Origin of the sequence: Stenotrophomonas sp. BR163 (assembly GCF_047520985.2) — a bacterium.
Taxonomy (GTDB): Bacteria; Pseudomonadota; Gammaproteobacteria; order Xanthomonadales; family Xanthomonadaceae; genus Stenotrophomonas; species Stenotrophomonas sepilia.
Genome location: NZ_JAXBRE020000013.1, coordinates 28,800 through 53,719, shown reverse-complemented (window position 1 = coordinate 53,719; position 24,920 = coordinate 28,800). Strand labels below are relative to the sequence as shown.

The 24,920-nt window shown below is 68.3% G+C and carries 23 protein-coding genes; 13 read left to right on the top strand and 10 right to left on the bottom strand.

All coding sequences use genetic code 11. The annotated features are described in order from the left end of the window. Positions 1–28 precede the first annotated feature (28 nt). Entirely contained in the window at positions 29–457 is a 429-nt protein-coding gene (locus ACM0PY_RS12435; RefSeq protein WP_134972135.1) for a DUF7832 domain-containing protein, read from the bottom strand. A 67-nt stretch (positions 458–524) separates the two neighbouring features. Beyond that, complete coding sequence (locus ACM0PY_RS12430) at positions 525–1,187, bottom strand: helix-turn-helix domain-containing protein (protein ID WP_271162537.1); 663 nt, start codon at positions 1,185–1,187, stop codon at positions 525–527. Between ACM0PY_RS12430 and ACM0PY_RS12425 the strand changes: the two genes are divergently transcribed. Continuing rightward, positions 1,125–1,295, top strand: coding sequence for a hypothetical protein (locus ACM0PY_RS12425; RefSeq protein ID WP_495493262.1), 171 nt, complete (start codon positions 1,125–1,127; stop codon positions 1,293–1,295). The two genes, ACM0PY_RS12430 and ACM0PY_RS12425, sit on opposite strands and share 63 nt — an antisense overlap. A gap of 93 nt (positions 1,296–1,388) precedes the next feature. Then, entirely contained in the window at positions 1,389–1,643 is a 255-nt protein-coding gene (locus ACM0PY_RS12420; protein ID WP_061478998.1) for a hypothetical protein, read from the top strand. A gap of 82 nt (positions 1,644–1,725) precedes the next feature. Here the strand turns inward: ACM0PY_RS12420 and ACM0PY_RS12415 are convergent, their stop codons facing one another. Both ACM0PY_RS12415 and ACM0PY_RS12410 read right to left on the bottom strand, forming a co-directional pair. Then, complete coding sequence (locus ACM0PY_RS12415; RefSeq protein WP_061478999.1) at positions 1,726–2,739, bottom strand: energy transducer TonB; 1,014 nt, start codon at positions 2,737–2,739, stop codon at positions 1,726–1,728. Between the two features lie 200 nt (positions 2,740–2,939). Next, entirely contained in the window at positions 2,940–3,560 is a 621-nt protein-coding gene (locus ACM0PY_RS12410) for a TIGR00645 family protein (RefSeq protein WP_005420197.1), read from the bottom strand. A 112-nt stretch (positions 3,561–3,672) separates the two neighbouring features. Here ACM0PY_RS12410 and ACM0PY_RS12405 point away from each other — a divergent pair, with 112 nt between their 5' ends. The 4 genes from ACM0PY_RS12405 (at position 3,673) to ACM0PY_RS12390 (ending at position 9,156) form a co-directional block, all read left to right on the top strand. Next, on the top strand, positions 3,673–4,362 hold the full coding sequence (locus ACM0PY_RS12405) for a glutathione binding-like protein (protein ID WP_061479000.1): 690 nt from the start codon (positions 3,673–3,675) through the stop codon (positions 4,360–4,362). Between the two features lie 160 nt (positions 4,363–4,522). Next, positions 4,523–6,748, top strand: a complete 2,226-nt coding sequence (locus ACM0PY_RS12400; RefSeq protein ID WP_134972490.1) for a S9 family peptidase — start codon at positions 4,523–4,525, stop codon at positions 6,746–6,748. A 25-nt stretch (positions 6,749–6,773) separates the two neighbouring features. Next, complete coding sequence (locus ACM0PY_RS12395; RefSeq protein WP_134955886.1) at positions 6,774–7,289, top strand: cytochrome c oxidase assembly factor Coa1 family protein; 516 nt, start codon at positions 6,774–6,776, stop codon at positions 7,287–7,289. A gap of 67 nt (positions 7,290–7,356) precedes the next feature. Next, a complete protein-coding gene (locus ACM0PY_RS12390) occupies positions 7,357–9,156 on the top strand; it encodes a DUF885 domain-containing protein (protein ID WP_180883685.1) in 1,800 nt (599 codons plus the stop codon). Between the two features lie 104 nt (positions 9,157–9,260). Here the strand turns inward: ACM0PY_RS12390 and ACM0PY_RS12385 are convergent, their stop codons facing one another. Next, complete coding sequence (locus ACM0PY_RS12385) at positions 9,261–9,719, bottom strand: hypothetical protein (protein WP_005420187.1); 459 nt, start codon at positions 9,717–9,719, stop codon at positions 9,261–9,263. A 185-nt stretch (positions 9,720–9,904) separates the two neighbouring features. On the opposite strand from ACM0PY_RS12385, the gene ACM0PY_RS12380 reads away from it, so the two are divergent. The 4 genes from ACM0PY_RS12380 to ACM0PY_RS12365 all read left to right on the top strand — a co-directional run bounded on the left by ACM0PY_RS12380 (position 9,905) and on the right by ACM0PY_RS12365 (position 12,505). Beyond that, a complete protein-coding gene (locus ACM0PY_RS12380) occupies positions 9,905–10,153 on the top strand; it encodes a hypothetical protein (protein ID WP_134972491.1) in 249 nt (82 codons plus the stop codon). A gap of 123 nt (positions 10,154–10,276) precedes the next feature. Continuing rightward, complete coding sequence (locus ACM0PY_RS12375) at positions 10,277–11,194, top strand: bestrophin family protein (RefSeq protein ID WP_134972492.1); 918 nt, start codon at positions 10,277–10,279, stop codon at positions 11,192–11,194. Positions 11,195–11,213: 19 nt separating this feature from the next. Then, a complete protein-coding gene (gene hemB, locus ACM0PY_RS12370; protein WP_134972493.1) occupies positions 11,214–12,203 on the top strand; it encodes a porphobilinogen synthase in 990 nt (329 codons plus the stop codon). 32 nt (positions 12,204–12,235) lie between these two features. Beyond that, positions 12,236–12,505, top strand: coding sequence for a hypothetical protein (locus ACM0PY_RS12365; RefSeq protein ID WP_049444222.1), 270 nt, complete (start codon positions 12,236–12,238; stop codon positions 12,503–12,505). 82 nt (positions 12,506–12,587) lie between these two features. On the opposite strand, the gene ACM0PY_RS12360 is transcribed toward ACM0PY_RS12365, so the two are convergent. After that, a complete protein-coding gene (locus tag ACM0PY_RS12360; protein ID WP_180883686.1) occupies positions 12,588–13,451 on the bottom strand; it encodes a TolB-like translocation protein in 864 nt (287 codons plus the stop codon). Positions 13,452–13,500: 49 nt separating this feature from the next. Between ACM0PY_RS12360 and aroE the strand changes: the two genes are divergently transcribed. The 3 genes from aroE to dinG all read left to right on the top strand — a co-directional run bounded on the left by aroE (position 13,501) and on the right by dinG (position 16,961). Then, positions 13,501–14,346, top strand: coding sequence for a shikimate dehydrogenase (gene aroE, locus ACM0PY_RS12355; RefSeq protein ID WP_088497020.1), 846 nt, complete (start codon positions 13,501–13,503; stop codon positions 14,344–14,346). 3 nt (positions 14,347–14,349) lie between these two features. Beyond that, positions 14,350–14,703: a hypothetical protein gene (locus ACM0PY_RS12350; protein ID WP_134969140.1), complete on the top strand. Its 354-nt coding sequence runs from the start codon at positions 14,350–14,352 to the stop codon at positions 14,701–14,703. Between the two features lie 155 nt (positions 14,704–14,858). Beyond that, positions 14,859–16,961 (top strand): ATP-dependent DNA helicase DinG, encoded by a 2,103-nt coding sequence (gene dinG, locus ACM0PY_RS12345; RefSeq protein ID WP_180883687.1) that lies wholly within the window; start codon positions 14,859–14,861, stop codon positions 16,959–16,961. A gap of 105 nt (positions 16,962–17,066) precedes the next feature. Here dinG and ilvD read toward each other — a convergent pair whose 3' ends face one another. From ilvD to radA, 4 genes are all read right to left on the bottom strand, one after another. Then, positions 17,067–18,905, bottom strand: coding sequence for a dihydroxy-acid dehydratase (ilvD, locus tag ACM0PY_RS12340; protein ID WP_134972642.1), 1,839 nt, complete (start codon positions 18,903–18,905; stop codon positions 17,067–17,069). A gap of 192 nt (positions 18,906–19,097) precedes the next feature. Further along, positions 19,098–21,404, bottom strand: a complete 2,307-nt coding sequence (locus tag ACM0PY_RS12335; protein WP_180884706.1) for a tetratricopeptide repeat protein — start codon at positions 21,402–21,404, stop codon at positions 19,098–19,100. A 49-nt stretch (positions 21,405–21,453) separates the two neighbouring features. Continuing rightward, entirely contained in the window at positions 21,454–23,310 is a 1,857-nt protein-coding gene (locus tag ACM0PY_RS12330) for an ATP-binding protein (RefSeq protein ID WP_180884708.1), read from the bottom strand. A 112-nt stretch (positions 23,311–23,422) separates the two neighbouring features. Next, the gene (radA, locus tag ACM0PY_RS12325; protein WP_005408586.1) at positions 23,423–24,799 is read right to left on the bottom strand and encodes a DNA repair protein RadA; all 1,377 of its coding nucleotides are present in this window, start codon (positions 24,797–24,799) and stop codon (positions 23,423–23,425) included. Positions 24,800–24,920: the final 121 nt, after the last annotated feature.

Sequence of the window (24,920 nt, the reverse complement as noted above, 5' to 3'; positions counted from 1 at the left end):
GCCCCGGTCATTCCGGGCCTCGTTGTTTTCAGGATTGTGTTGCCTCCCAAGCGGCGAAGCGCTGGGCGATCACCGGTGCCAGTCGGTCGAAGTTTTCCCAGGTATCGGCGACGTGGTACAGCGAAAGGACCTCGGCCCCCAACTGTTCCTCATAGTCTTCGAGATACTGGCCATTCTCGAGGTCGTAGTACGAAGCAGTGAACGTGTTGGCTTCATCACTGACCAGGTCATCGACGAATTTGCCGTCGCTGCATTGAAGCAGGAACAGGCCCGGCGTCGTTCTACGTTCCCGCAGCGCCTGCAGGTCTTCTTCGGCGTCCTCGGCGAGCTCTTCGCTTGCCATGCCCTGTAGCAGCAGCCATGCCAGGTACATGCCGATGTGAGTGGCGCCGGCCTCAGCCGGAAGATCCGAAGGGAAGTCACCCCCGGAATGCCAGCTGGCGTCGTCGTACTTCATCTGTTCTCCTCCTGATTCTAGAAAATAGCCTAGGTCGCGAGGGTAGACAGCGGGAGCGTTGAATGCGTCAGCCGCTGGAATACCGCGCAGGCGTCACCCCCATCTCGCGCTTGAACACGGTGATGAACGCGCTTGGGGTGTCGTATCCCATCGACAGCGCAACGCTGATCACCGGCTCGCCCGCCAGCAGGCGTGGCAGCGACAGCAGCACGCGCAGGCGCTGCCGCCAATGGCCCAGGGTCATGCCTGTTTCGGCCTGCCAATGGCGGGCGAGGCTGCGGCTGGACAGGCCGCTGGCGGCTGCCCACGCTTCGACGCTGCGAAGGTCGTCCGGCGACCGTGCCAGCGCCGCCGCGATCCGCCGCAACCGTCGATCCTGCGGTTGTGGCAAGGCAAGCGGCAAAGGCGTGCTGGCGGCGATCTCATCGGCGATCACGCCGGCCAGGCGTGCCTGCGCGGCGTCCAGCGCCTGATGTGGCCAACTCAGTGCGCGCATCATCGCCGCCTGCAACAGCACGTTCGGCTGGAAAATGCGCGGCACGGCGGGCAGCTCCAGACAGGCTTCTGCGTTGAAGTACAGGCTCCAGCCATCGAATGCCTCTGCCCCTACCAGGGCGTGAGGCAGCAAGGGCGGTATCCAGGCAACATGCCCCGCCGGCAGCAACCAGTGCAGATCGCCGGCCTCGATCCGCAGCAGGCCGTGGTGGGCACCCAGCACTTGGCCGCGCACGTGCTGGTGGCGCGCGGTGCGGCGCCGTCCGGGCACCCGCAGCTGCGAGGCCAGGACGACTGGACCGTCTTCGGCGTTCGCCAAAGCGGGGTCAATCAACGCGGGTGATGTCTGATCTGCCATATCCATTGGCAGTTATACGGCAGAAGTGCCGCTGGCTGGGCGGCACACTGGGCTCCCGATCCCACAGGAGCATCACCCATGCAGCCACACGACATCCTTCCCGACCATCAGAACGAGGTGCAGGTGAACGGCCTCACCGTGCGCAAGGGCAGCGTCGGCGCCTTCCTCGCCAGCGTCCGTGACTGGCAGGACCCCGCCAGCGATGACGCCACCCGCGCCACCGCCGAAGCCGACCTGCGTGCGCTGCTGCCGGGCCTGCATGCGCTGGGCCTGTTCCAGGTGTTGGCCGCGCGTGATCCGGCACTGCAACGCCTGATCGACAGCCTCTCCTGAAACGAACACGGCCCGGACATGCCGGGCCGTGTGGTCATTGCGGGGCGGAAACGACTTAATCCCCTCCGTCCCCTTTTCGTGGTCAGCTGCCGCCCGGGGCGAACACCAGGGTGCGGCGGGTGGTGACCGGTGCGCTGACCGGCTCGAAGCGCCAGCGCTTGACCGCGTTCATGGCCTCGCGATCGAAGACGCGCGACGGTGTTGCGCGCAGCACACGGGCGTTGGTCACCGAACCGTCGGTGCCGACGGTGATCTCCACCAGCACCTCGCCGGAGGTGCCTGCACGCAGCGCCTCGGACGGATAGCGCGGCGCCGGTGTGCTGACCGGGCGCAGGTTGGGCGCCGCAGCGGCCGCCGGAGCTGCAGCCTGGCGTGCGGCGCTGGCCTGCTGGGCGGCAGCCTGCTGCTGCTTCTGCTCGGCTTCGCGGCGGGCCGCAGCCTGGCGCTCGGCTTCCTGGCGCTCGTTGTCGCGGCGGGCGGCGTCCTGCTGGGCAGCGATCTGCTTGGCTGCGTCGGCTTCCTTGGCGCGCTGCTCGGCCAGGCGCTGCTGTTCGGTCTGCTGCTTGCTGCGGTCCTCGGCGTCCTTCTTCGCCTTCTCGGCTTCGGCCTCGGTGCGCTTGGCCGCGTTCTGCACGCCCTTGGCCAGGCCGTCCTTCAGGCGCGGCAACGCCGGCGCAGAGGCGTCCACCTTCTCGATCAGTGCCACCAGGCGCTGCGCTTCGGTGTAGTCCTCGCGGCCCAGGTGCTGTTCGGCGGCGATCAGGGTGTAGGGCAGCAGGTCGGTCAGCGCGCTCTTCACCGAGGCGTCGTCCGGCGTCTTGTCGCGCAGGGCGAGGTAGTACTCGATGGCGTTGTCGCCGGCCGGCGCGTACATGCGGTTCTCGCGCAGGGCCTGGCTGGCCGACTCACGCAGCTGCTCGGTGCCCATCGACTGCACCTTGGCGGCAACCACCGGTGCGGCCGGTGCAGCGGCGGTGGGTGCGGCGGCCGGGGCCGGTGCGGCAGTTTCCTCCTTGCCCGAGCAGGCAGCCAGTGCCAGTGCCAGGGCAACCGGCAGCCACCGGCGCGCGGCGGTGATCGTTGAGACGTGCGACATCCTGCTCCCCTCTAGAAGACGACGTGACGTAAATCATTGATATGCATGGCCGGGACCTGCGGTCCGGGCGCGGCAGGGTGACGTTTCCCGACGCCACCGCCGGCAACGGCGAGGGTGCAATCTAGCATCCCGGCCGCCGCCGCGTACAAGAGCAGTGGCCGGGATGGGCAACGGCGGCCGTGCCGTTGCCGGCGCCGACCTCAGTGGTCGTGCGCCTTGTCGTGCGACTTGCTGTGGCCGTTGGACATCAGCTTGTCGGTCCAGGCGATGCCGATCGCCGACAGGATGAACACGCAGTGGATGATGGTCTGCCACAGCACGCCTTCCTGAGTCAGCATCGAGCAGCGGGCGACACCGATGTTGGCGGCGGCCACGCTCATCTGCTCCGGCGTGCACAGCGGGATGCCATTCAGTGCGCCACTGGCGATGAAGGTCTTCAGCAGGTGGATCGAGGAGATGCCGATGATCGCCATCGCCAGCTTCACCTTCAGCACGCTGGCATTGACGTGGCTCAGCCATTCCGGCTGGTCCGGGTGGCCTTCCAGGCGCAGGCGCGAGACGAATGTCTCGTAGCCGCCGACGATCACCATCACCAGCAGGTTGGAGATCATCACCACGTCGATCAGGCCCAGCACGATCAGCATGATCTGCTGTTCACCCATCGAGGCGGAATGCGAGATCAGGTGCCACAGTTCCTTGCCGAACAGGAACACGTAGACGCACTGCGCCACGATCAGGCCCAGGTACAGCGGCAGCTGCAGCCAGCGCGAGGCGAAGATCAGCGTGGACAACGGGGAGAGCGGCGGGCGGTTTGCACTCATGCGGGGGATGCTGCGTTTCGGGGGAGAGGCGAGGTTACCGGCCCGCCATGACGGTGCCAACCCAACTCACGCACTAGACTTCAGGTTCCTTTCCGCACCCCGAGCCGACGCCATGATCGACCTGTATTACTGGCCCACCCCGAACGGCCATAAAGTGACCCTGCTGTTGGAGGAAACCGGCCTGGAGTACCGCATCCACCCGGTCAACATCGGCTCGGGCGACCAGTTCAAGCCGGAATTCCTCGCCATTTCGCCCAACAACAAGATGCCGGCCATCGTCGACCACGCCCCGGCCGACGGCGGCGCCCCGCAGAGCGTGTTCGAGTCCGGTGCGATCCTGTTGTACCTGGCCGAGAAGACCGGCCGCTTCCTGCCCAGCGATCCGCGCGGCCGCGTCACCACCCTGGAATGGCTGTTCTGGCAGATGGCCGGCCTGGGCCCGATGAGCGGCCAGATGGGGCATTTCAATGTGTATGCCCCGGAAAAGATCCCGTATGCGATCGAGCGCTATGACAACGAAGTGCGCCGCCTGCATGGGGTGATGGACAAGCGCCTGGCCCAGCACGCCTTCCTGGCCGGCGACGCGTACACCATCGCCGACATGGCCAGCTACCCGTGGGTCGGCGCCTACGACACGCTGCCGGTGGACTTCGCCGCGTTCCCGAACCTCAAGCGCTGGCACGAGGCCATCGCCGCGCGCCCGGCCACCCAGCGCGCCTATGCGCTGCGCCAGCAGGTGAACCCGAACGCCGGCAAGCCGCTCAGCGACGAAGAGCGCAAGCATCTGTTCGGCCAGCGCTGACCCCGGCATCTGAAGGTGGGTGCCGACCGTTGGTCGGCACTCGTCCGCACTGCTTATGGGCAGAAGGTCATGCTGCCTTCCCGCACGGGCTTGGTTAGGATGGGGGACGACCGTCCCGCGCCTCGCGTGGAGGCGGACCTGCCGTTTGCCGGGATCCTCCATGCGCCATCTGTTCGCTTCGCTCGCCCTCATGCTCGCCACCAGTACCGCCGCCCACGCCGAAAAGCTGACCCTGGAAGCGATCACCGGCCCGCTGCCGTTGTCCGGCCCGACCCTGATGAAGCCCAAGGTGGCGCCGGACGGTTCGCAGGTCGGCTTCCTGCGCGGCAAGGACAGCGACCGCAACCAGCTGGACCTGTGGACCTACGACATCGGCAGCGGCCAGACCCGCCTGCTGGTTGATTCCAAGGTGGTGCTGCCCGGCACCGAGACCCTCAGCGATGAGGAAAAGGCCCGACGCGAGCGCCAGCGCATCGCCGCGATGACCGGCATCGTCGATTACCAGTGGTCGCCGGACGCGCAGCGCCTGCTGTTCCCGTTGGGCGGCGAACTCTACCTGTACGACCTCAAGCAGCAGGGCCAGGCGGCCGTGCGCCAGCTGACTCACGGTGAAGGCTTCGCCACCGACGCCAAGCTGTCGCCCAAGGGCGGTTTCGTCAGCTTCATCCGCGGCCGCAACCTGTGGGTGATCGATCTGGCCAGTGGCAAGCAGCTGCAGCTGACCCGCGACGGCAGCACCACCATCGGCAACGGCGTGGCCGAGTTCGTCGCCGACGAGGAAATGGATCGCCATACCGGTTACTGGTGGGCGCCGGATGATTCGGCCATCGCCTTCGCCCGCATCGACGAGGCGCCGGTGCCGGTGCAGAAGCGCTACGAGGTCTACGCCGACCGCACCGATGTGATCGAACAGCGTTACCCGGCCGCCGGCGACGCCAACGTGCGCGTGCAGCTGGGCGTGATCGCACCGGCCGCCGATGCGCAGCCGCGCTGGATCGACCTGGGCAAGGAACAGGACATCTACCTGGCCCGCGTCGATTGGCGCGATGCGCAGCACCTGAGTTTCCAGCGCCAGTCGCGTGACCAGAAGCAGCTGGACCTGGTCGAAGTGGCGCTCGACTCCAACCGCCAGCGCGTGCTCGTACACGAGACCAGCCCGACCTGGGTGCCGCTGCACAACAGCCTGCGCTTCCTTGAAGATGGCAGCTTGCTGTGGTCGTCCGAGCGCACCGGCTTCCAGCACCTGTACCGCATCGACAGCAAGGGCAAGGCCACCGCGCTGACCCATGGCAACTGGCCGGTGGACGAACTGCTGGCGGTCGATGTGAAGGCCGGCAAGGCCTACTTCCGTGCTGGCATCGAGACCTCGCGCGAAAGCCAGATCTACGCGGTGTCGCTGCAGGGCGGTGAGCCGCAGCGCCTGTCGAAGGCGCCGGGCATGCACAGCGCCAGCTTCGCCCGCAATGCCAGCGTCTACGTGGACAGCTGGTCCAACAGCACCACGCCGCCGCAGATCGAACTGTTCCGCGCCAACGGCGAGAAGATCGCCACGCTGGTCGAGAACGACCTGGCCGATCCCAGGCACCCGTATGCGCGCTACCGCGATGCGCAGCGCCCGGTCGAGTTCGGCACGTTGATGGCTGCCGACGGCAAGACCCCGTTGAACTACAGCCTGATCAAGCCGGCCGGCTTCGATCCGTCCAAGCGCTACCCGGTGGCGGTGTACGTCTACGGCGGCCCGGCCAGCCAGACCGTCACCGACAGCTGGCCCGGCCGCGGCGACCATCTGTTCAACCAGTACCTGGCCCAGCAGGGCTACGTCGTGTTCTCGCTGGACAACCGCGGCACTCCGCGCCGTGGCCGCGACTTCGGTGGTGCGCTGTACGGGAAGCAGGGCACGGTGGAAGTGACCGACCAGCTGCGCGGCGTGGCCTGGCTGAAGCAGCAGCCGTGGGTGGACCCGGCGCGCATCGGCGTGCAGGGCTGGTCCAACGGCGGTTACATGACCCTGATGCTGCTGGCCAAGGCATCGAACCAGTACGCCTGTGGCGTGGCCGGCGCGCCGGTCACCGATTGGGGCCTGTATGACAGCCACTACACCGAACGCTACATGGACCTGCCGGCGCGCAACGAAGCGGGGTACCGCGAAGCGCGCGTGCTGACCCATATCGACGGCCTGCGTTCGCCGTTGCTGCTGATCCACGGCATGGCCGATGACAACGTGCTGTTCACCAACTCGACCAGCCTGATGAGCGCGCTGCAGAAGCGCGGCCAGCCGTTCGAGCTGATGACCTATCCGGGTGCCAAGCATGGCCTGTCCGGCGCCGATGCCCTGCATCGCTACCGTGTGGCCGAAGCCTTCCTGGGACGCTGCCTGAAGCCCTGATGCACAAACGGGAAGGAGCCCGCCGATGACACTGCCGCCGCCGATTCCCACCCATGGCCCGAAGCCTGCCGGCTGGTGGTCCCGTCACTGGCGCTGGGCGATGCCGCTGGCCGTGCTGCTGGTGTTGGCCGGTGCCGGTGGCGTGGTGGCCTGGAGCGTGCTGCGCTGGAGCGAGGCGGCACGCGAGAGCCCGCCGATGCGCGAGGCAATGCGCCGCGCCGGATGCAGCATCGAACTGGTGGAAGCCTTCGGCGAGCCGCTGCGTGCCGAATCGATGCCGCTGGGCAGCATGCAGACCGCGATCAATGGCCAGCGCGACGTCGGCCTGACCGTGGCCCTGGAAGGCCCGCGCGCGCGCGGCCGGCTGTTCGTGAAGGGCACCCGCAGCGACGACGTCTGGGACTATCCGGTGATGTATGTGCTGGGCGAGAACAAGCAGACCTTCGACCTGACCGCGCTGGATGATGACGAGGCCGCGCAGGAATGCGAGCTGCAGGCCTGCCGCGAACGCGGCGAATGCCCGCTGGCCGCGGCGTTGTGACCTCCGGCCGATTGTCGCCACAGCGCTGAGCGCGTAGGGTGCGGGCAACCCTGTCCTGGAGTGCACCATGAAGCCGATCGCGTTGGCCGTTGCCCTGGCCCTGACTGCCGCCCCGCTGATGTCCGCACCGCCGGCGCTGGCGGCACCCGCCACCAAGGCCGCTACTCCGGCCAGCCCGGCCTGGGTGACCCGCAGCAACGCACTGGCGCAGATCCTGCTCGATGCGCAGGGCCCGTTCCAACCGGAAGAAACCGGCTTCTTCGGCGTGCCCGGCTATGACGACAAGGTGGCCGACCTCGGCGCGGACAACGGCAAGCGCTACCGCGCGGCGATGGCCAAGGCGCGCGACGAACTGAAGGCGAAGCTGGCCACCGAGAAGGATCCCAACGTCCGCCAGGACCTGGAGATCATGATCCACGCCGCCAACCAGAACATCGAGGGCAGCGAGCTCAACGAGAAGTACCTGCTGCCGTGGACCGATGCACCGCAGACCGTGTTCAGCGGCCTCAACCTGTTGCTGTCCGACCAGGTGCCGGCCGAGCGCCGGGCCAAGGCGATCGACCGCCTCAAGGCCTACGCCGGGCTGCAGCCGGGTGGCACCGCGTTCACCACGCTGGCCCGCCAGCGTTACGAAGAGCGTTTGAAGGACGGCAGCCTGCTGCAGCCGACGAAGATCGAAGTGCAGCAATCGCTGGACAACGTCGAGACGTACATCACCGGCATCGAGTCGCTGCTGAAGAAGTACCAGATCGCCGGCGCCGATGAGGCAATGAAGGCCCTGGCCGGGCAGATGAAGGATTACGCCAGCTGGACGCGCACGACCGTGCTGCCAAAGGCACGCACCGACGCGCGCCTGCCGGCGCCGCTGTACGCCTACCAGCTCAAGCAGGTCGGCATCGATATCGACCCGAAGCTGCTGATGCAGCGCGCGCAGCTGGAGTTCATGGAAACCCGATCGGCGATGCAGCAGCTGGCGCCGCTGGTGGTGAAGGACAAGGGCCTGAAGGTGGCCGATCCGAGCGACCCGGTGGCGGTGATCCGCGCGCTGAAGGCCGACAAGATCGCCGACGACCAGCTGGAAGGCCACTACCGCAAGGTGATCGATGCGATCGATCCGCTGATCCGCGAGCATGCCATCGTCGATGTACCCAAGCGCGCCATGCAGATGCGCCTGGGTTCGGCCGCCGAGAGCGCGGCCAGCCCGGCCCCGCATTTCCTGCCGGCGCCGCTGGTCAACAACACCGGGCAGCAGGGCACCTTCGTGCTGCCGCTGGGCAACCCGGCGGCGGGCCCGGGCGCACAATACGACGATTTCAACTTCGGTGCGGCGGCGTGGACGCTGAGCGCGCATGAAGGCCGCCCCGGCCACGAGCTGCAGTTCACCGCGATGGTCGAGCGTGGTGTCTCGCTGGCACGCACCATGTTCGCGTTCAATTCGGTGAACGTTGAAGGCTGGGCGCTGTATGCCGAGGCCGAGATGGTGCCGTACGAGCCGCTGGACGGGCAGATGATCGCCCTGCAGTTCCGCCTGCTGCGGGCCGCACGCGCAATGCTTGACCCGATGCTCAATCTCGGCCTGACCGACCGCGCCAACGGCGAGCGCGTGCTGATGGAGCAGGTCGGCCTGTCCAAGGCGATGGCCACCCAGGAACTGGACCGCTACATGGTGCGTATGCCGGGCCAGGCGGGCAGCTACTTCTACGGTTACACCCGTATCCTGGAACTGCGCATGCAGACCGAGCTGGCACTGGGTGCGAAGTTCGACCGCCTGGCCTTCAACAACTTCCTGCTCGACCAGGGCCTGCTGCCGCCGGACCAGCTGGCCGATGCGGTGAACAAGGTGTTCGTGCCGAAGTTCAGGCGCTGAACCCCTCCGGTAGTGCCGGCCGCTGGCCGGCATTCCCCTGGCGTAGAGAGGATTCCTGAGGTTGCCGGCCAGCGGCCGGCACTACCCGCGGTGAGGCTGCCGCGTCACCGCTGCGGCGTGATCACCTGGGTCGGCAACCGTGCCGGCGGTTCCGGATTGGGTACCCAGATCGCCACGCCGGCGGCGCGCTTCTGCGTGGTCGGAATACCGATGCCGACGCCCCCCCCCACATGCGAGCCGAAGGTGCCGGCACCCACCGACATGCCGACCGGCGAGCCGCTGCTGCCCACGCCCATCAGCACCACGCCATTGGCGCCCAGTGCCGCCGCTTCACGCTTCAGGCGTGCCACCGCGGCATCGGTCTGGCCCTGCGTGCCGAAGCCCACGGCAGATGCCGATTCCAGCTGCGCGATTTCCTGCGAGCCGGCCGGTGGCGTGGAATAGATCTGCACCAGTGCCGGATCGATCGGCGCGCGGGCGCGCCCCAGCATGACCTTGGAGGTGCTGGCACAACCGGCGGCGACCAGCAGGATGGCCGCCAGCGCGGCCCAACGGATGTTCATGGCACGACCCCTGTAGGACTGGTTGCGATCATCGGCGGGCCACTCTGAATCGGCGCCAACACCCGGGCCAGGGCACCCACCGCAGCACGCTAGCACGCGTCGGGTGACAGCCCCGCCAACGGCAGTAGGCGGCGACTGCGGGAACGACTATGGTGGACAGACAGAACCAACTGCGGGAGAGCGGAATGGGTGTGATCAGTCTGTTGTGGGGCGTACTGGCGCTGTTGTGGATGATCCTGGCGCTGATTCCGCTGCTTGGCTGGGGCAACTGGTTCCTGATCCCGTTCGCCGCCGTCGGCGCGGTGATCGCCGCGCTGGGCATCCTGTTTACCCACCCGACCAAGCGCGGTCGGGCCTGGGCCGGGCTGGTGCTGAACGGCATCGTGGTGGTGGTGGGCATCATGCGCCTGGGCCTGGGCGGCGGCGTGATCTGAATCCCGGCACCCGGTGCGACCGGGCGTCGCAGGTACACGGCTGCTGGCCGGGCAGGGGCGTACAATGAGCGGCTGCGCGAGCCCCCCGCGTGCCTGTGATTCCGCGCCTGGCGCGGCTGCCCGATGATCATCCGACCCCGTCCCCACGGCTGGCAACTGCTGTACATCCTGCGCGGCTCGATCGTCAAAGCGATCGCGCCGAAGGTGCTGGCCATCCTGATCCTGTCCATTGCCGTGGCGGCCGTGGTGGAACTGGCCCCGCCGACCGGCATCGAACGCGTGTCGGTCACGCCGTTCACCCTGCTCGGCCTGGTCCTGTCGATCTTCCTCAGCTTCCGCAACAGCGCCTGCTATGACCGCTGGTGGGAAGGCCGCAAGCTGTGGGGCCAGCTGGTCTACGAATCACGTTCGCTGGCGCGCCAGGTGCACCTGCTGCTGGCCGATGACGGCGGCCGCCGTCGCCGCATCGCGTACCTCACCACCGCGTTCGCCCATGCGCTGGCCGCGCGCCTGCGTGGACGCATCGTGGCCCTGGCCGCCTTGCCATGGCTGGACAAGCCGCAGCGCGAGCAGCTGGGCCAGCGCGAGAACGTGCCGGATGCATTGCTGTCGATGATCGCCGCCGAGCTGGCCCAGGCGCTGCGCGCCGGCGAGCTCGATCCGATCCTCTACGCACAGCTGGAGGAGCGCCTGCACGCGATGTCGTCGATCCAGGCCGGCTGCGAGCGCATTCTCACCACGCCGCTGCCGTTCGCCTACACCCTGCTGCTGCATCGCTGCGCGTGGATGTTCTGCGTGCTGCTGCCGTTCGGCCTGGCCAGTTCGCTGGGCTGGGGCACGCCGGTGCTGTCGGCGGTGCTGGCCTATGCCTTCTTCGGCCTGGACCAGCTGGGCGAAGAAATGGAAGACCCGTTCGGCCTGGAGCCGAACGACCTGCCGCTGGACGCGCTGGTGCGCACGATCGAGATCGACCAGCTCGACGCGCTCGGCGAACGCCCCTTGCCCGAACCCCTGCTGCCGCAGGGCTACCTGTTGCAATAGCCACTCCTCGGAGCCTGCCATGTCCCATCCGCTTTACCGCCCGCGCCGCATGCGCCACGACGAGTTCTCGCGCCGCCTGATGCGCGAGCACACGCTGACCACCGACGACCTGATCTACCCGGTGTTCGTGCACGAACTGGCCGGCCGCACCGCAGTGCCGTCGATGCCGGGCGTGGAGCGGCTGTCGATCGAAGAGTTGCTGAAGGTGGCCGAAGAAGCGCTGGAACTGGGCATTCCGGTGATCGACCTGTTCCCGGTGATCGACCCGTCGCTGAAGTCGCTGGACGCGTCGGCGGCGTGGGCCGAGGACGGCCTGGCGCAGCGTGCGATCCGCGCGCTGAAGTCGCGCTTCCCGGAACTGGGCGTGATGACCGATGTGGCGCTGGACCCGTACACCACCCACGGCCAGGACGGCATCATCGACGACAAGGGTTACGTGCTCAACGACATCACGGTCGAAGCGCTGGTCAAGCAGTCGGTGTCGCACGCCGAGGCCGGTGTGGACATCGTCTCGCCGTCGGACATGATGGACGGCCGCATCGGAGCGATCCGCCGTGCGCTCGATGCCGACAACCACATCAACGTGCGCATCATGGCCTACTCGGCCAAGTACGCCTCGGCGTTCTACGGCCCGTTCCGTGATGCGGTGGGCAGCGCGGCCAGCCTCGGCAAGGCCGACAAGAAGACCTACCAGATGGACCCGGCCAACGGCGACGAGGCCCTGCGCGAGATCGCGCTGGACCTGGAAGAGGGCGCCGACATGGTGATGGTCAAGCCGGGCATGCCGTACCTGGACCTGGTGCGCCGGGTGAAGGAGACGTTCGGCGTGCCGACCTTCGCCTATCAGGTCAGTGGCGAGTACGCGATGATGAAGGCCGCCTTCGCCAACGGCTGGCTGGACGAGCGCGCCTGCGTGCTGGAGTCGCTGCTGGGCTTCAAGCGGGCCGGTGCCGATGGCGTGCTGACCTATTTCGCGCCGCAGGTGGCGCGATGGCTGCGCGAGCGCTGACAATAGCGCCACGATAGACGGAGGACTGCGCGATGGGACCCGAACTGGGATGGATGCAATGGCTGATCTGGGGCATCGGTACGCTGGTGTTCGGTGCCATCATCGTCGGTGTCTTCATCGCCGCCTGGCGGGCTGGCAAGCGCCCGCCGGAGCAGCTTTCCGCCGCCCGCCACGTGGCCCGTGAGCAGGCCCTGCCGGATAGCGTGCAGGCCGAGCTGGCTGCGTTGAACCAGCGCAAGGACAACGGCCAGCTGAGCGAGATGGAGTACGAGCAGTTGCGCGCCAAGGTGCTGTCGCGCTGACGGGCAATCCCCGGGGTCGGATCCCTTTCCGCAGGAAAGGGCTCTGACCCCTTCGCGGGCGCCATCCACGCATGGCGGGGATCTACCGCACGCACCCGGCCACCGCCGTTACCCTCGGCACCGCCAACCGGTACACGTCCACGCCACCGGCGCGCGGCGCCTTTGCCGCGCTGCTGGCCACCATCATCTCGCCGGGCTTGGCGTTGTCGATCACCGGCGCGCCGGTCCAGCCGCCGGCCTGGTTGAACGACAGCCCCAGCGGCTGCAGCGCCACACCGCTCCACGCACAGCCGCTGCTCCAGACCTGCGCGGTACTGCCGTGGCTGCGGCTGAACACCACGGCGCCGTCATGGCCCAGCCAGTCGCCGTCGGTCTCGTCGTCGGCGCTGTTCAACGCGCTCAGTGCGGTGGCCGGGCCACGCACGCCCTGCGCATCCAGCGTCGCTACGAACAGGTCCCAGCCGGCGCCATGGCCCTGCTGGCGGGCAAACAACAGCTGCTTGCCATCCGCGCTCAGGGCCGGTCCGCGCTCTTCCCGGCGCCCGCCGTCACCGGCCAGCGGCTGCGCCGGGCCCAGCCGGCCATCAGTGACCAGCGCAGCGCGGTACAGCGCCAGCGCGCCCTCGCGACCGGCCGCGAACAGCAGCCAGCGGCCGTCACGGCTGAAGTAGGGATCGCGGGCTTCACCGGCCACGCCGACCGGCAGTGCCTGTGCCTGCTGCCAACGACCGTCGACCACGCGTGCCTCCCACAGGCCCCAGCCGGTTTCGCCGCGGCGGGCGAAGACGATGCGCTGGCCATCGGCGCTGATCGTGGCGCGGCCCTCGTCGGCGCGGGTCGAGACCACGCCCATGCCTTCGATGCCGTACTCGTTCAACGCCATCGCCACGGGGGCAGAGAGTAGACTGGCGGCAAGCACCAGCAGGGGCGGGGTGATGCGCATCATCCGGTTCCATGCACGAACAGAGCATCAGTCTAGCCAGCTTGAGGATTCCATGACCGACCGTTACGCCGTCTTCGGACACCCCGTCGCCCATTCGAAGTCGCCGCAGATCCATGCGACGTTCGGTCGCCAGGAAGGCATCGCCATCGACTATCGCGCGATCGACCTGGCCCCGGAGGCGTTCCTGGCCGGCCTGGAGGCCTTCGCTGCCGAGGGCGGTGTCGGCGCCAACGTCACCCTGCCACACAAGGAAGCCGCGTTCTCGGCATGCACCACGCTGACCGCACGGGCGCGCCGCGCCGGCTCGGTCAACACGCTGCTGCGCAAGGGCGACCGCTGGCACGGCGACACCACCGATGGCATCGGCCTGGTGCGCGACCTGACCGACCGCCACGGCTTGGACCTGCGCGGCCGCCGCGTGCTGATGATCGGTGCCGGTGGCTCGGCGCGCAGCGTCGCCCCGGCGCTGCTCGATGCCGGCATCACCGAACTGGTGGTGGTCAACCGCACGCCGGAGCGCGCCGACGAACTGATCGATGCCATGGGCGAACCGGGCCGCGCGATCAGCCGATACTGGGAAGACCTGCGCGAGCTGGGCGACTTCGAACTGATCGTCAACGCCACCTCGGCGGGCCGCGACCGCGACGTCGAGTTCAAGCTGCCGCTGTCGCTGGTCAACTCGATGACCACCGCCGTCGACCTGAACTACGGCGAGGCGGCGATCGCCTTCCTGGCCTGGGCCCGTGCGGCGCAGTGCCGTAACACCGTCGACGGCCTGGGCATGCTGGTCGAGCAGGCTGCCGAGAGCTTCCTGCAGTGGCACGGCGTACGCCCGCAGACCGACGAGGTCTACCAGGCGCTGCGCCAGGGCCCGGCTGTGTTGGCCGGCGAGGACTGATCGATGGACGGCACGACCCTGATGGTGACCGTGCTGAGCATGGTCGGTGTGCGCCTGCCGGTGCTGATCGCGCTGTGCGTCGGCCTGGTCTGGGTGGTCGGCGCGCCGCGCGATGCGACCCGCACCGGTGCGCTGGTCGGCCTGCTGCTGTTGCTGTTGTCCAGCCTGGGCGGCCTGGTCGCGGGTGTCCTGCCGATGTGGCTGGTCAGCAGTGGCAACTTCAGCGCCATCTCGGGCATGAGCGCCATCTTCGGCGTGCTGCACTTCGCGCTGGCGATGGTCGAGGCCATCGGCGTGGTGCTGCTGGTGTGGGCGCTGGTGCGCCTGCTGCGGCTGCGCGGCAACGCGGTGCAGTGACACCCCGGTGACGGCCCAGGGCCGTCGCCAGCAGCGTACGGTGTGTTCATCCAGCCGCCGGGCGTCGCCGCTGCCCCGTTCAGGCAGCCAGCGGCGGCGGACATGGCCGGCCATGCGACAATGACCGGCCCGATCCAGCTACGGTAATTCCCGGCGTGACCGAAACCGTCGCCGCTCCGCGCACGCTCGATGACCCCTTGAAGGACGCGATCCGCAAGGCGTACACGACGCTGCAGGCCAATACCCCCGGCTTCTCCACCCGCCGCTCGCAGAGCCAGATGATCGGCGTGGTGTCGCGCGCGCTGTCGAAGAGCGGCGGCGTTGGCGTGGTCGAGGCGCCGACCGGCGTCGGCAAGAGCCTGGGTTACCTCACCGCGGGCGTCCCCATTGCGCTGGCCACCAGGAAGAAGCTGGTGATCAGCACCGGCACCGTGGCGCTGCAGTCGCAGCTGGTCGAGCGGGATATCCCGAATTTCCTCAAGGCCACCGGCCTGGAAGCAACCGTGGCGCTGGCCAAGGGCCGTACCCGCTACCTGTGCACGCGCAACGCGGCCGAAGCACAGGGCGAGGGCTCGCAGGGCGGCATGTTCGAGGAGGATGCACCACTGTTCGACCGGCCGCTGGCGCCGATCGAGATGGACATCGCCAAGCGCCTGACCGATGCCTTTACCGGCGGCAGCTGGGACGGCGATATCGACAATGCGCCGGAGACCATCAGCCCCGGCCTGCGCAGCCGCATCACCACGCCGGCCTCGGGCTGCGCCGGGCGCCGTTGTGCGTATTCGGCGCAGTGCGCGGTGCTGCGTTCGCGCAACACCGTGCGCGATGCGCAGATCGTGGTCACCAACCACGCGCTGCTGCTGTCGGCGCTGTCGATCGGCGACAGCGACAACGGCCAGCCGTTGATCGCGCCGCCGTCGGACATGCTGCTGGTGCTGGACGAAGGCCATCACATCGGCAACGTGGCGATCGACCAGGGCGCGGCCAGCCTCGCGCTGGATGAAATGGCCAAGCGCACCGGCCGCCTGCAGATCCTGATTGCCGGTGCCTACCGCGCGGTCGACAAGGACCGCCTCGGCAACCTGCTGCCGAACGAAGCGATCGAGGTGGCCAGCAACGTCGCCAAGCAGCTGCGCGCGTTCCGCGATCACATCGAGCGGGTGTGGATGCCGGCGCCGGCGGACGAGGAGCCGATGTGGCGTGCGGCCAATGGACGCCTGCCCGAGGCCTGGCGCGAGCCGATCGAGGCACTGGCCGACGAGACCCGCAGCCTCTACAACTGGGCGCACGCCGCCACCGCGCAGGTGGCCAAGGGCAAGCCGGACGATGCCGCGCGCGAGCGCCTGCAGCGCAACCTGGGCATGGCGCTGGAAATGATCGAGCAACAGTACAACCTGTGGCAGGCGTGGCGCCGCGAGGACAAGGATGGCGCGCCGCCGATGGCGCGCTGGGTCACCGCCACCCGCGACGGCGACCTGGTGCTGCACGGCTCGCCGGTGTCGGCCGCGCACGTGCTGCGCAAGCTGCTGTGGGATGAAGTGGATTCGGTGGTGATGACCTCGGCGACGCTGACCGGCGGCGGCGATTTCCAGTCGCTGGCGATCGACAACGGCATCCCCGAAGAGGCCGAGATGGTCTCGCTGTCGTCGCCGTTCGACCTGCCCAACCAGGCCGAGCTGATCGTGCCCAGGTTCCCGGTCACCCCGGACGACCGCGAAGGCCATCCGCGTGAGGTGGCGCGCTATCTGGATACCGAGCTGGATTGGGCCAAGGGCTCGATGGTGCTGTTCACCTCGCGCTGGAAGATGGAAAAGGTGGCCGGCCTGATGCCGGCCGCGCGGCGCAAGCAGGTGCTGGTGCAGGGCGAGATGTCCAAGACCCGCCTGATCGAAGAGCACCTGCGCCGCGTCGCTGCCGGCGAAGGCTCGGTACTGTTCGGCCTGAACTCGTTCGGCGAAGGCCTCGACCTGCCCGGCGAAGCCTGCACCACGGTGGTGATCACCCAGGTACCGTTCGCGGTGCCGACCGATCCGCAGACCGCCACGCTCAGCGAATGGTTCGAAGGCCGCGGGCTCAATGCGTTCAACCTGATCGCCATTCCGCACGCGCTGCGCACGCTGACCCAGTTCGCCGGCCGCCTGATCCGCACCTCCACCGACACCGGCCGCGTGATCATCCTCGATTCGCGGCTGCTGACCCGCCGCTACGGCAAGCGCATCATCGACGCGCTGCCGCCGTTCAAGCGCGTGATCGGCTGAAAAAAGGGGACGGAGGGGATTAAGTCGTTTGTGCCTCAAACGACTTAATCCCCTCCGTCCCTTTTTTTAAGATGCCGGCCAGCGGCCGGCACTACCGGATCGGCATCAATCGCCGAGCAGGGCGGTGTTGCGTACGGCGCCCTTGTCGGCACTGGTGGCGAGCAGGGCGTAGGCCTTCAACGCGCTGGTGACCTTGCGCGGGCGCGGTGCGCGTGGCTTCCAGCCGCGTGCGTCGGCCTCGCTGCGGCGCTGGGCCAGCGTGGCCTCATCCAGCAGCAGGTCGATGCGGCGGGCCGGGATGTCGATGCGGATGCGGTCGCCATCTTCCACCAGGCCGATCGCGCCGCCACTGGCCGCTTCCGGCGAAACGTGGCCGATCGACAGCCCCGAGGTGCCACCGGAGAAGCGGCCGTCGGTGAGCAGCGCGCATTGCTTGCCCAGTCCTTTCGACTTCAGGTAGCTGGTCGGGTACAGCATCTCCTGCATGCCAGGGCCGCCCTTCGGGCCCTCGTAACGGATCACCACGACGTCGCCCGGTTGTACCTCGTCGGCGAGGATGCCGGCGACGGCGGCGTCCTGGCTTTCATAGACGCGCGCGGGGCCTTCGAACACATGGATCGATTCGTCCACGCCGGCGGTTTTCACCACGCAGCCATCGACGGCCAGATTGCCGCGCAGCACAGCCAGGCCACCTTCCAGCGAATACGCATGTTGCAGCGAGCGGATGCAGCCCTCGGCGCGGTCCAGGTCCAGCGCGGGCCAGCGGGTGGCCTGGCTGAAGGCCTCCTGCGTGGGGATGCCGGCCGGACCGGCCTTGAAGAAGGTATGCAGGGTGTCGTTGTCACTGCGCACCACGTCCCAGCGTTCCAGCGCATCGGCCAGGCTGGCGCTGTGCACGGTCGGCACTGTGGTATCGAGCAGGCCGGCGCGATCCAGCTCACCGAGGATGCCGAACACGCCGCCGGCGCGGTGCACGTCCTCGATGTGGTACTTCGGTGTGTTCGGCGCCACCTTGCACAGCTGCGGGACGCGTCGCGACAGCGCGTCGATGTGGGTCAGGTCGAAGTCGACCTCCGCTTCCTGCGCTGCGGCCAGCAGATGCAGGATGGTGTTGGTGGAGCCGCCCATGGCGATGTCCAGGGTCATCGCGTTGGCGAACGCGGCCGGGGTGGCGATCCCGCGCGGCAGCGCGCTCGGGTCTTCGCCGCCGTACCAGCGATGGCAGAGCTCGACGATCAGGCGGCCGGCGCGGCGGAACAGCGCCTCGCGGTCGGCATGGGTGGCCAGCGTAGTGCCGTTGCCGGGCAGCGACAGGCCCAGCGCTTCGGTCAGGCAGTTCATCGAGTTGGCGGTGAACATGCCCGAGCAGGAGCCGCAGGTGGGGCAGGCGCTGCGTTCAAAGGCCGCGACTTTCTCGTCGGAGGCGCTGTCATCGGCGGCCACCACCATCGCGTCGACCAGGTCCAGCTTGTGCTCGGACAGCTTTGTCTTGCCCGCTTCCATCGGCCCGCCGGAGACGAACACCACCGGGATGTCCAGGCGCAGCGCAGCCATCAGCATGCCGGGGGTGATCTTGTCGCAGTTGCTGATGCACACCAGCGCGTCGGCGCAGTGCGCGTTGACCATGTACTCCACGGCGTCGGCGATGATCTCGCGGCTGGGCAGCGAATACAGCATGCCGTCGTGGCCCATCGCGATGCCGTCGTCCACGGCGATGGTGTTGAATTCCTTGGCGACGCCACCGACCTGTTCGATTTCGCGCGCGACCAGCTGGCCGAGGTCCTTCAGGTGCACGTGGCCGGGCACGAACTGGGTGAAGGAGTTGGCGATGGCAATGATCGGCTTGTGGAAGTCGCCGTCCTTCATGCCGGTGGCACGCCACAGGGCGCGGGCGCCGGCCATGTTGCGGCCGGCGGTGGAGGTGCGGGAACGGTATTCGGGCATGGCGGGCGGAACGGGCGGGCCGTACGACGTGGGGGTCAGCCGATCATGGCCAATTTTTTCGGTTGCTGCTGCAACCACCGGGAAGGGAGTGGCAGGGCTGCGCCCTGCACCCGTGGTAGTGCCGGCCGCTGGCCGGCAATACAGGATCTCCCGGTGCTGCCGGCCAGCGGCCGGCACTACCCGATATCCGGCCTACAACCCGTAACGCTCGATCACGTCCAGATGCGGCTGGCGATCCTGGTCACAGGCTTCAGCCAGGCGCAGCCAGCAATGCGGATGCGGCCACGTCGCGGTGTGCTGCTGCAGGAAGCGGTGCAGTGCCAGCGGTGCGTGGTCCTGCGGCTGGGCCACGGTGAACAGCAGGCCGGGCAGCGTACCCTCTTCCACATCGGGGTCGGTGACGGTGTAGTCCGGCCGGCTGTGTGACCACACCTTCCAGCCCTGTGCCTCGGCCGCCTCGACGAAGGCATTCCAGGCCTCTTCGCCCGGGTGCGCGCCATCGATCATCCAGCTGCGGGCGAAACCGCCGCGCTCCAGTACATGCACCTGCGCATAGGTCGGGATGAAATGCTCGCGTGCTTCCTCCTCCTCCGGGGCCGGATGCACCAGCGCGGCATCGAACACCACCCAGTCACCCACCTGCTGGGCGCGGTTGGACGGCGCGTTCTCGACGATGCGCGCGGTCACCGGACCGCTGCGACGGGCGTAGTACTCCATCGGTTCGCCGTTCTCTTCGCTGCGGATGATCACCCAGCCCCACGGCTCCTCTACCACGCCGTCCTGGCTGGACAATTCCATGCCAAGCGCCGCCGCCGAGCGGCGCACGGCGTCCCAGTCGCGCGCGGCGCTGGCTGCGCTCATGTGGTCCCAATGCGCGGCATTGGGCTCGTCCAGCAGCTCCACCAGCTGTGCATAACAGGCCTGGGCCTCGCTGAAACGGCCGGTTTCCATGTACATGCGCGCCAGCGTGCCGCGCGCGCCGTGCGAGCCCGGAGACAGCTCCAGAAGCGATCGGGCCGCCTGCTCCAGCGCCGGCCAGTCGGACACGCGGCGTGCACGCTGCACCTCGCACCAGTGCGCGAACACCGGCACGCTGCCGCGATACAGATCGGCCAGCTGGCGCAGTCCGTCGTCGTCGCCCTGTTCGGCCAGCCAGCGCATCAACGTGTAGGCCGCGGGGCCATCGTGCTGCACATGGCCGCGTACGAACCGCCACAGCAGCGACCGCGCCTCAGCCTGCGCGCCGCAGGCATTCAGTGCCGAGGCGGCCATGTCGGCCAGCGCCTCGTCATCGGGCAGCTCGGCATGCGCCTGCAGCAACCACTGCGCTTCGCGCTCGGGATCGCGCGACTGGTTCTGTTCGCCCTGCGCGTCCAGCCATGCCAGCAGCTCGCCCGCCGGCACCGGCAGCGGCGCGACGTCCGGCAATGCCTCGATGCGCGCGGCCAGGCCTGCCACCAGCGCCGCAGCACCCCGATCCTGGCGCAGCTGCGCCAGATGGGTGCGGGCCAGTTCCAGCTGCCGAAGTGCGACCCAGCGCGCGCCACGCTGCCGCGCCAGCTCAAGGCTCAACGCCGCGACTTCGATCAGCAGGCGGTGCGAACCGACCCGTGCGAAGTGCTCGATGATGGTGTTGAAGCGCGTGCCCAGATCCCACGTATTGCGCGCGGGATCACGCTGGCACAGTGCTGCGGCGGTGTTTGCCCACAGCCGCCAGTAGTTCGGGGTCAGCTCGCTCCACGGCACCAGCTGCTGCAGCGCCTCTTCGTCGCGGCCCAGCTGGGCCAGCGCCCAGGCCTTGGACAGGCGACGCGGCACCGTGCAGTTGGCCGGCTCGTACTCTCCGGACGCAGCAACTTCGGCCTCCCGTTTTTCGATCAGCGCCAGTGCCTCATCGGCACGGCCCATGCCCAGCAGGATCTTGATCTGCATCTCCGGGAAGCTGTCGAACACTTCCTTGCCACAGGCTTCCACGGCATCGGCCTGCACCTGCAGGTAATCCAGCGCCGCCTGGCCACGGCCATCATCGAGCAGCGCATCGGCCTTCTCGCAGCTCAGGCACTGGAAACAGGCCCAGCTCGGATCGATGCGGCCAAGGGTTTCGTCGCAGACCTCAATGCGCTCGGGCACCCAGCCCGGGCCGTCGATGTTGCCGTAGCAGGCGGCCAGGTCCTGGGTCACGCAGATCGACTGCGGGCATTCCAGGGTGTCCTCGCGGTGCGCGCGCTCGAACAGCGCTACGGCTTCGCCGAGTGCGCTCTCGCCTTCCACGCGGTTGCCGACGCGGTTGCGCAGCGCCCAGTGGCCGACGTAGACGTCGACCCACGGGTTGTCCAGCGCCTTGCCCAGGGCGCGTGCTTCGGGCAGCAGCGCATCGACGCGGTCGATCTGCAGTTCACTGACCTCGTCGGCGAGACGGTTCAGCAGGTGCGCGTGCTGCGCCTGGCCGGCCTGGCGCAGGTCACCCTGCAGCTTTTCGACCCAGTTCCAGATGTCCATGGGGGTAATTGCTCCTGTCTAGCGAAGGCTGGATGAGAAGGTGCGGTGCTCAGCGCAGCATCTGCTGCAGGGCGCCGGCGATGTCGGTGAAGGCGCCGTTGAGGTCCGGGCCGGGCGTAGCGTTCGTTCGTGCCAGCGGGCGGCCCTGCGCGGCGACGATGATTTTCAGCGAGCGCAGCAGGCGCGCCGCAGCCTCGGCCTGTGGGTGGCCCTCGCGCTGGGCGCGCAGCAGTGCCTGCACCGCCGGGTTGTCGAGATTGAGATACAGCCGCGACGGTGCGCGCGATTCGATGCGCGCGGTGAACTGGCGCGCCAGGCGCAGCGCGGCCATCGAGACACGCTTGTCGTTCTCGTCGTCTTCCAGCCGCTGCTTCAGCTCGGCCTCGCGATCGGGCACCACCACCACCGGCAGCGCCTCCGGGCTGAAACGCGCGGGCAGCAGCTGCTCGCCGTCGCCCAGTTGTTCGCGCAGCCACGCCAGCTGCGCCTCGTCGAGGCTGTCATCACTGCGGAACAGTGCGCGGTTGCCCTGCTCGGTGCCGAGCTCGACCAGGCGCAGGCCCTTGGCCTGGGCCCAGCGCCGCAGGAACGGCACCACCGCGTAGCGATGGCCATGCGCGACCGGTACGCCCATCGCGCGGAACAGCATCTCTTCAAAGCCACCGCCGTTGTCGAGGATGACATGCACGGCACCGCGCGCCGGCAGCGCACTGGCCGGCAGGTCGCCCTGCGAAGTCGGCACCCGCACATGCTCCATCAGCAGTTCGAACAGGCGCTCATCGCACAGTGCCGCGCCCAGCAGCGCCTCGTTGTGGCGGGTCAGCACGCGCCGCCAGGCTTCCGGTTGCTGCTTCGCAACGTCGGCCAGGCCGTCGATCAGCGCCTCCAGAAGTGCATGCTGCACCGCGCGGTACTGGTCATCGCGCTGCAGGTCTTCGCGGCTGGCGGTGGGCGTCAACCGCGAGGATTCGATCACCCCGCCGATGAAACCGGCCCACGGCGGCAGCAGGTCGCGCGCGTCGTCATCCAGCAGCATCCCACGCACGAACACCGACAGGTTACGGTTGTCGCTGGTGCCATAGGTGGCGCCGTCCTGCACCCACAGCAGGCCAGTGGCATCGCTGTTGCCATCGGCACGCAACGGCACGGTGACGATCGGTTCGAAATCGTGCTCGAACCGCGCGGCGAACTGCAGCGCCTGCCGGCGGGCCTGCACCGGATGCACGGCGACCTCCCCCTGGCCGCGCCACGGCGGCGGCTCGGGATTGAGCGCCTCGCCCGCAGCACCGATGAAGATCGGCTCGGACAGCAACGCGCAGTAGCGGCCCAGCACCTCATGCAGGCGCGCCTCGTTGGCCAGCGGCAGGAAGTCCGGATGCAGCTCCAGCTCCACCTCGGTGCCGACCGCGCGTGCAGGCACTTCGCTGACGGTGTATTGCTCGGCGTTGCTGGACACGTACAGATGGCCCAGATCCGGCGCCTGGTACGAGGTGGTTCGCACACTGACCCGGCGCGCCAGCACGAAGGCCGACAGGAAGCCGAGGCCGAACATGCCGATCAGCCCTTCATCGTCCTCACCGCCCTGGCGCAGGCCACGGGTGTAGCCGACGCCGACGGTGGCCAGGTAATCGTGGATCTCCTGGCGGGTCAGGCCGGCCCCAGTATCGGTGATGCGCAGCACGCCGGCACCGGCATCAACCTGCACCGAAATGCGCGAAGGCACGTCAACACCGGGCTGCTCGATGCGGCGGCGGATGATCGAGTCATGCGCGTTCTGCACCAGCTCACGCAGCGCCACCACCGGGGTGGAATACAGGTGCTTGCCCAGCACCGTCATCAATCCATTGAGATCGACCCCAGCGCGACGGATCTCGGCGTTGGGGGCGGTGAGTGCGGTGTCCTGCATGTAATCGTTTACTCCTGGGCACGGAAAGACGCCAGAGGGCGTCTTCGTCGAGCGGGAAAAACTAGCACAAGGAAGCTGACCGTTGCCGTGATTGACGTTTGTAGGGCCGGCCTCACGCCGCGTCGATGGCCTCGGACAGGCGTTCCACCGCGATCACCTCCATGCCTTTCACCGAACCGCCCTTGGGCGCATTGGCCTTGGGCACGATGGCGCGCTTGAAGCCATGGGTGGCGGCCTCGCGCAGGCGGTCTTCGCCATTGGGCACCGGGCGGATCTCGCCGGACAGGCCCACCTCGCCGAAGGCGATGGTCTTCTCCGCCAGCGGCCGATCCTGCAGCGACGACAACACCGCCAGCAGCACCGGTAGATCGGCGGCGGTCTCCTGCACGCGGATGCCACCGACCACATTGACGAACACGTCCTGGTCGCCGACCAGTACGCCGCCATGGCGATGCAGCACTGCCAGCAGCATCGCCAGGCGATTCTGCTCCAGGCCGACCGCGACACGGCGCGGGTTCGACAGCGGAGATGCGTCGACCAGCGCCTGTACCTCCACCAGCAGCGGCCGCGTGCCCTCGCGGGTGACCATCACGCAGCTGCCCGGCTGATGGGTGCTGCCGCCGGACAGGAAGATCGCCGAGGGGTTGGAGACCTCCTTCAGGCCCTTGTCGCCCATCGCGAACACACCCAGCTCGTTGACCGCACCGAAGCGGTTCTTGAACGCGCGCAACAGGCGGAAGCGGCTGCCGCTCTCGCCCTCGAAGTACAGCACCGCGTCGACCATGTGTTCCAGCACGCGCGGGCCGGCGATGCCGCCTTCCTTGGTCACATGGCCCACCAGGAACACGGCGGTGCCGGTTTCCTTGGCAAACCGCACCAGCCGCGCCGCGCTCTCGCGCACCTGGCTGACCGAACCGGGCGCAGCGGTCAGGCTCTCGGTCCACAGGGTCTGCACCGAATCGGCCACGATCAGCCGCGGCCCAGCCCTGGAGGCATGCTGCAGGATCGACTCGACCCCGGTCTCGGCCAGCGCATTGACGCCGTCCAGCGGCAGCTCCAGGCGATGCGCACGGCCAGCCACCTGCGCCAGTGACTCCTCGCCGGTGACGTACAGCACAGGCAGTTCAGCGGCCATCTTCGCCACCGCCTGCAGCAGCAGCGTCGACTTGCCGATGCCCGGGTCGCCGCCCACCAGCACCACCGCGCCTTCGACCAGGCCGCCGCCCAGCACACGGTCGAACTCGCCGATGCCGGTGGAGACCCGGCGATGCTCGGTCTGCTCCACATCCTTCAGCGCAGTGATCTTCGGCGGATCGATCTTGCCGGCCCAGCCCGCCCGGCGCGAGGCCGGCGCCTTGGCCGCCGCCGCGCTCTCCAGCACGATTTCCGACAACGAGTTCCAGGCGTTGCACTCGGTGCACTGGCCCTGCCACTTGCTGAATTCGGCGCCGCATTCATTGCAGACGTAGGCGGTGCGGGCTTTGGCCATCGGATGATTTCCAGCAACGGGAACAGGCGTGGCAGGATAGCCGAGCCGGGTCGCAGCTGCTGCGACCGCTCAAGTCCTGCCCACCCGCGCCGATAGGGGTCGCGGGCGTGCGCCTTGCGGG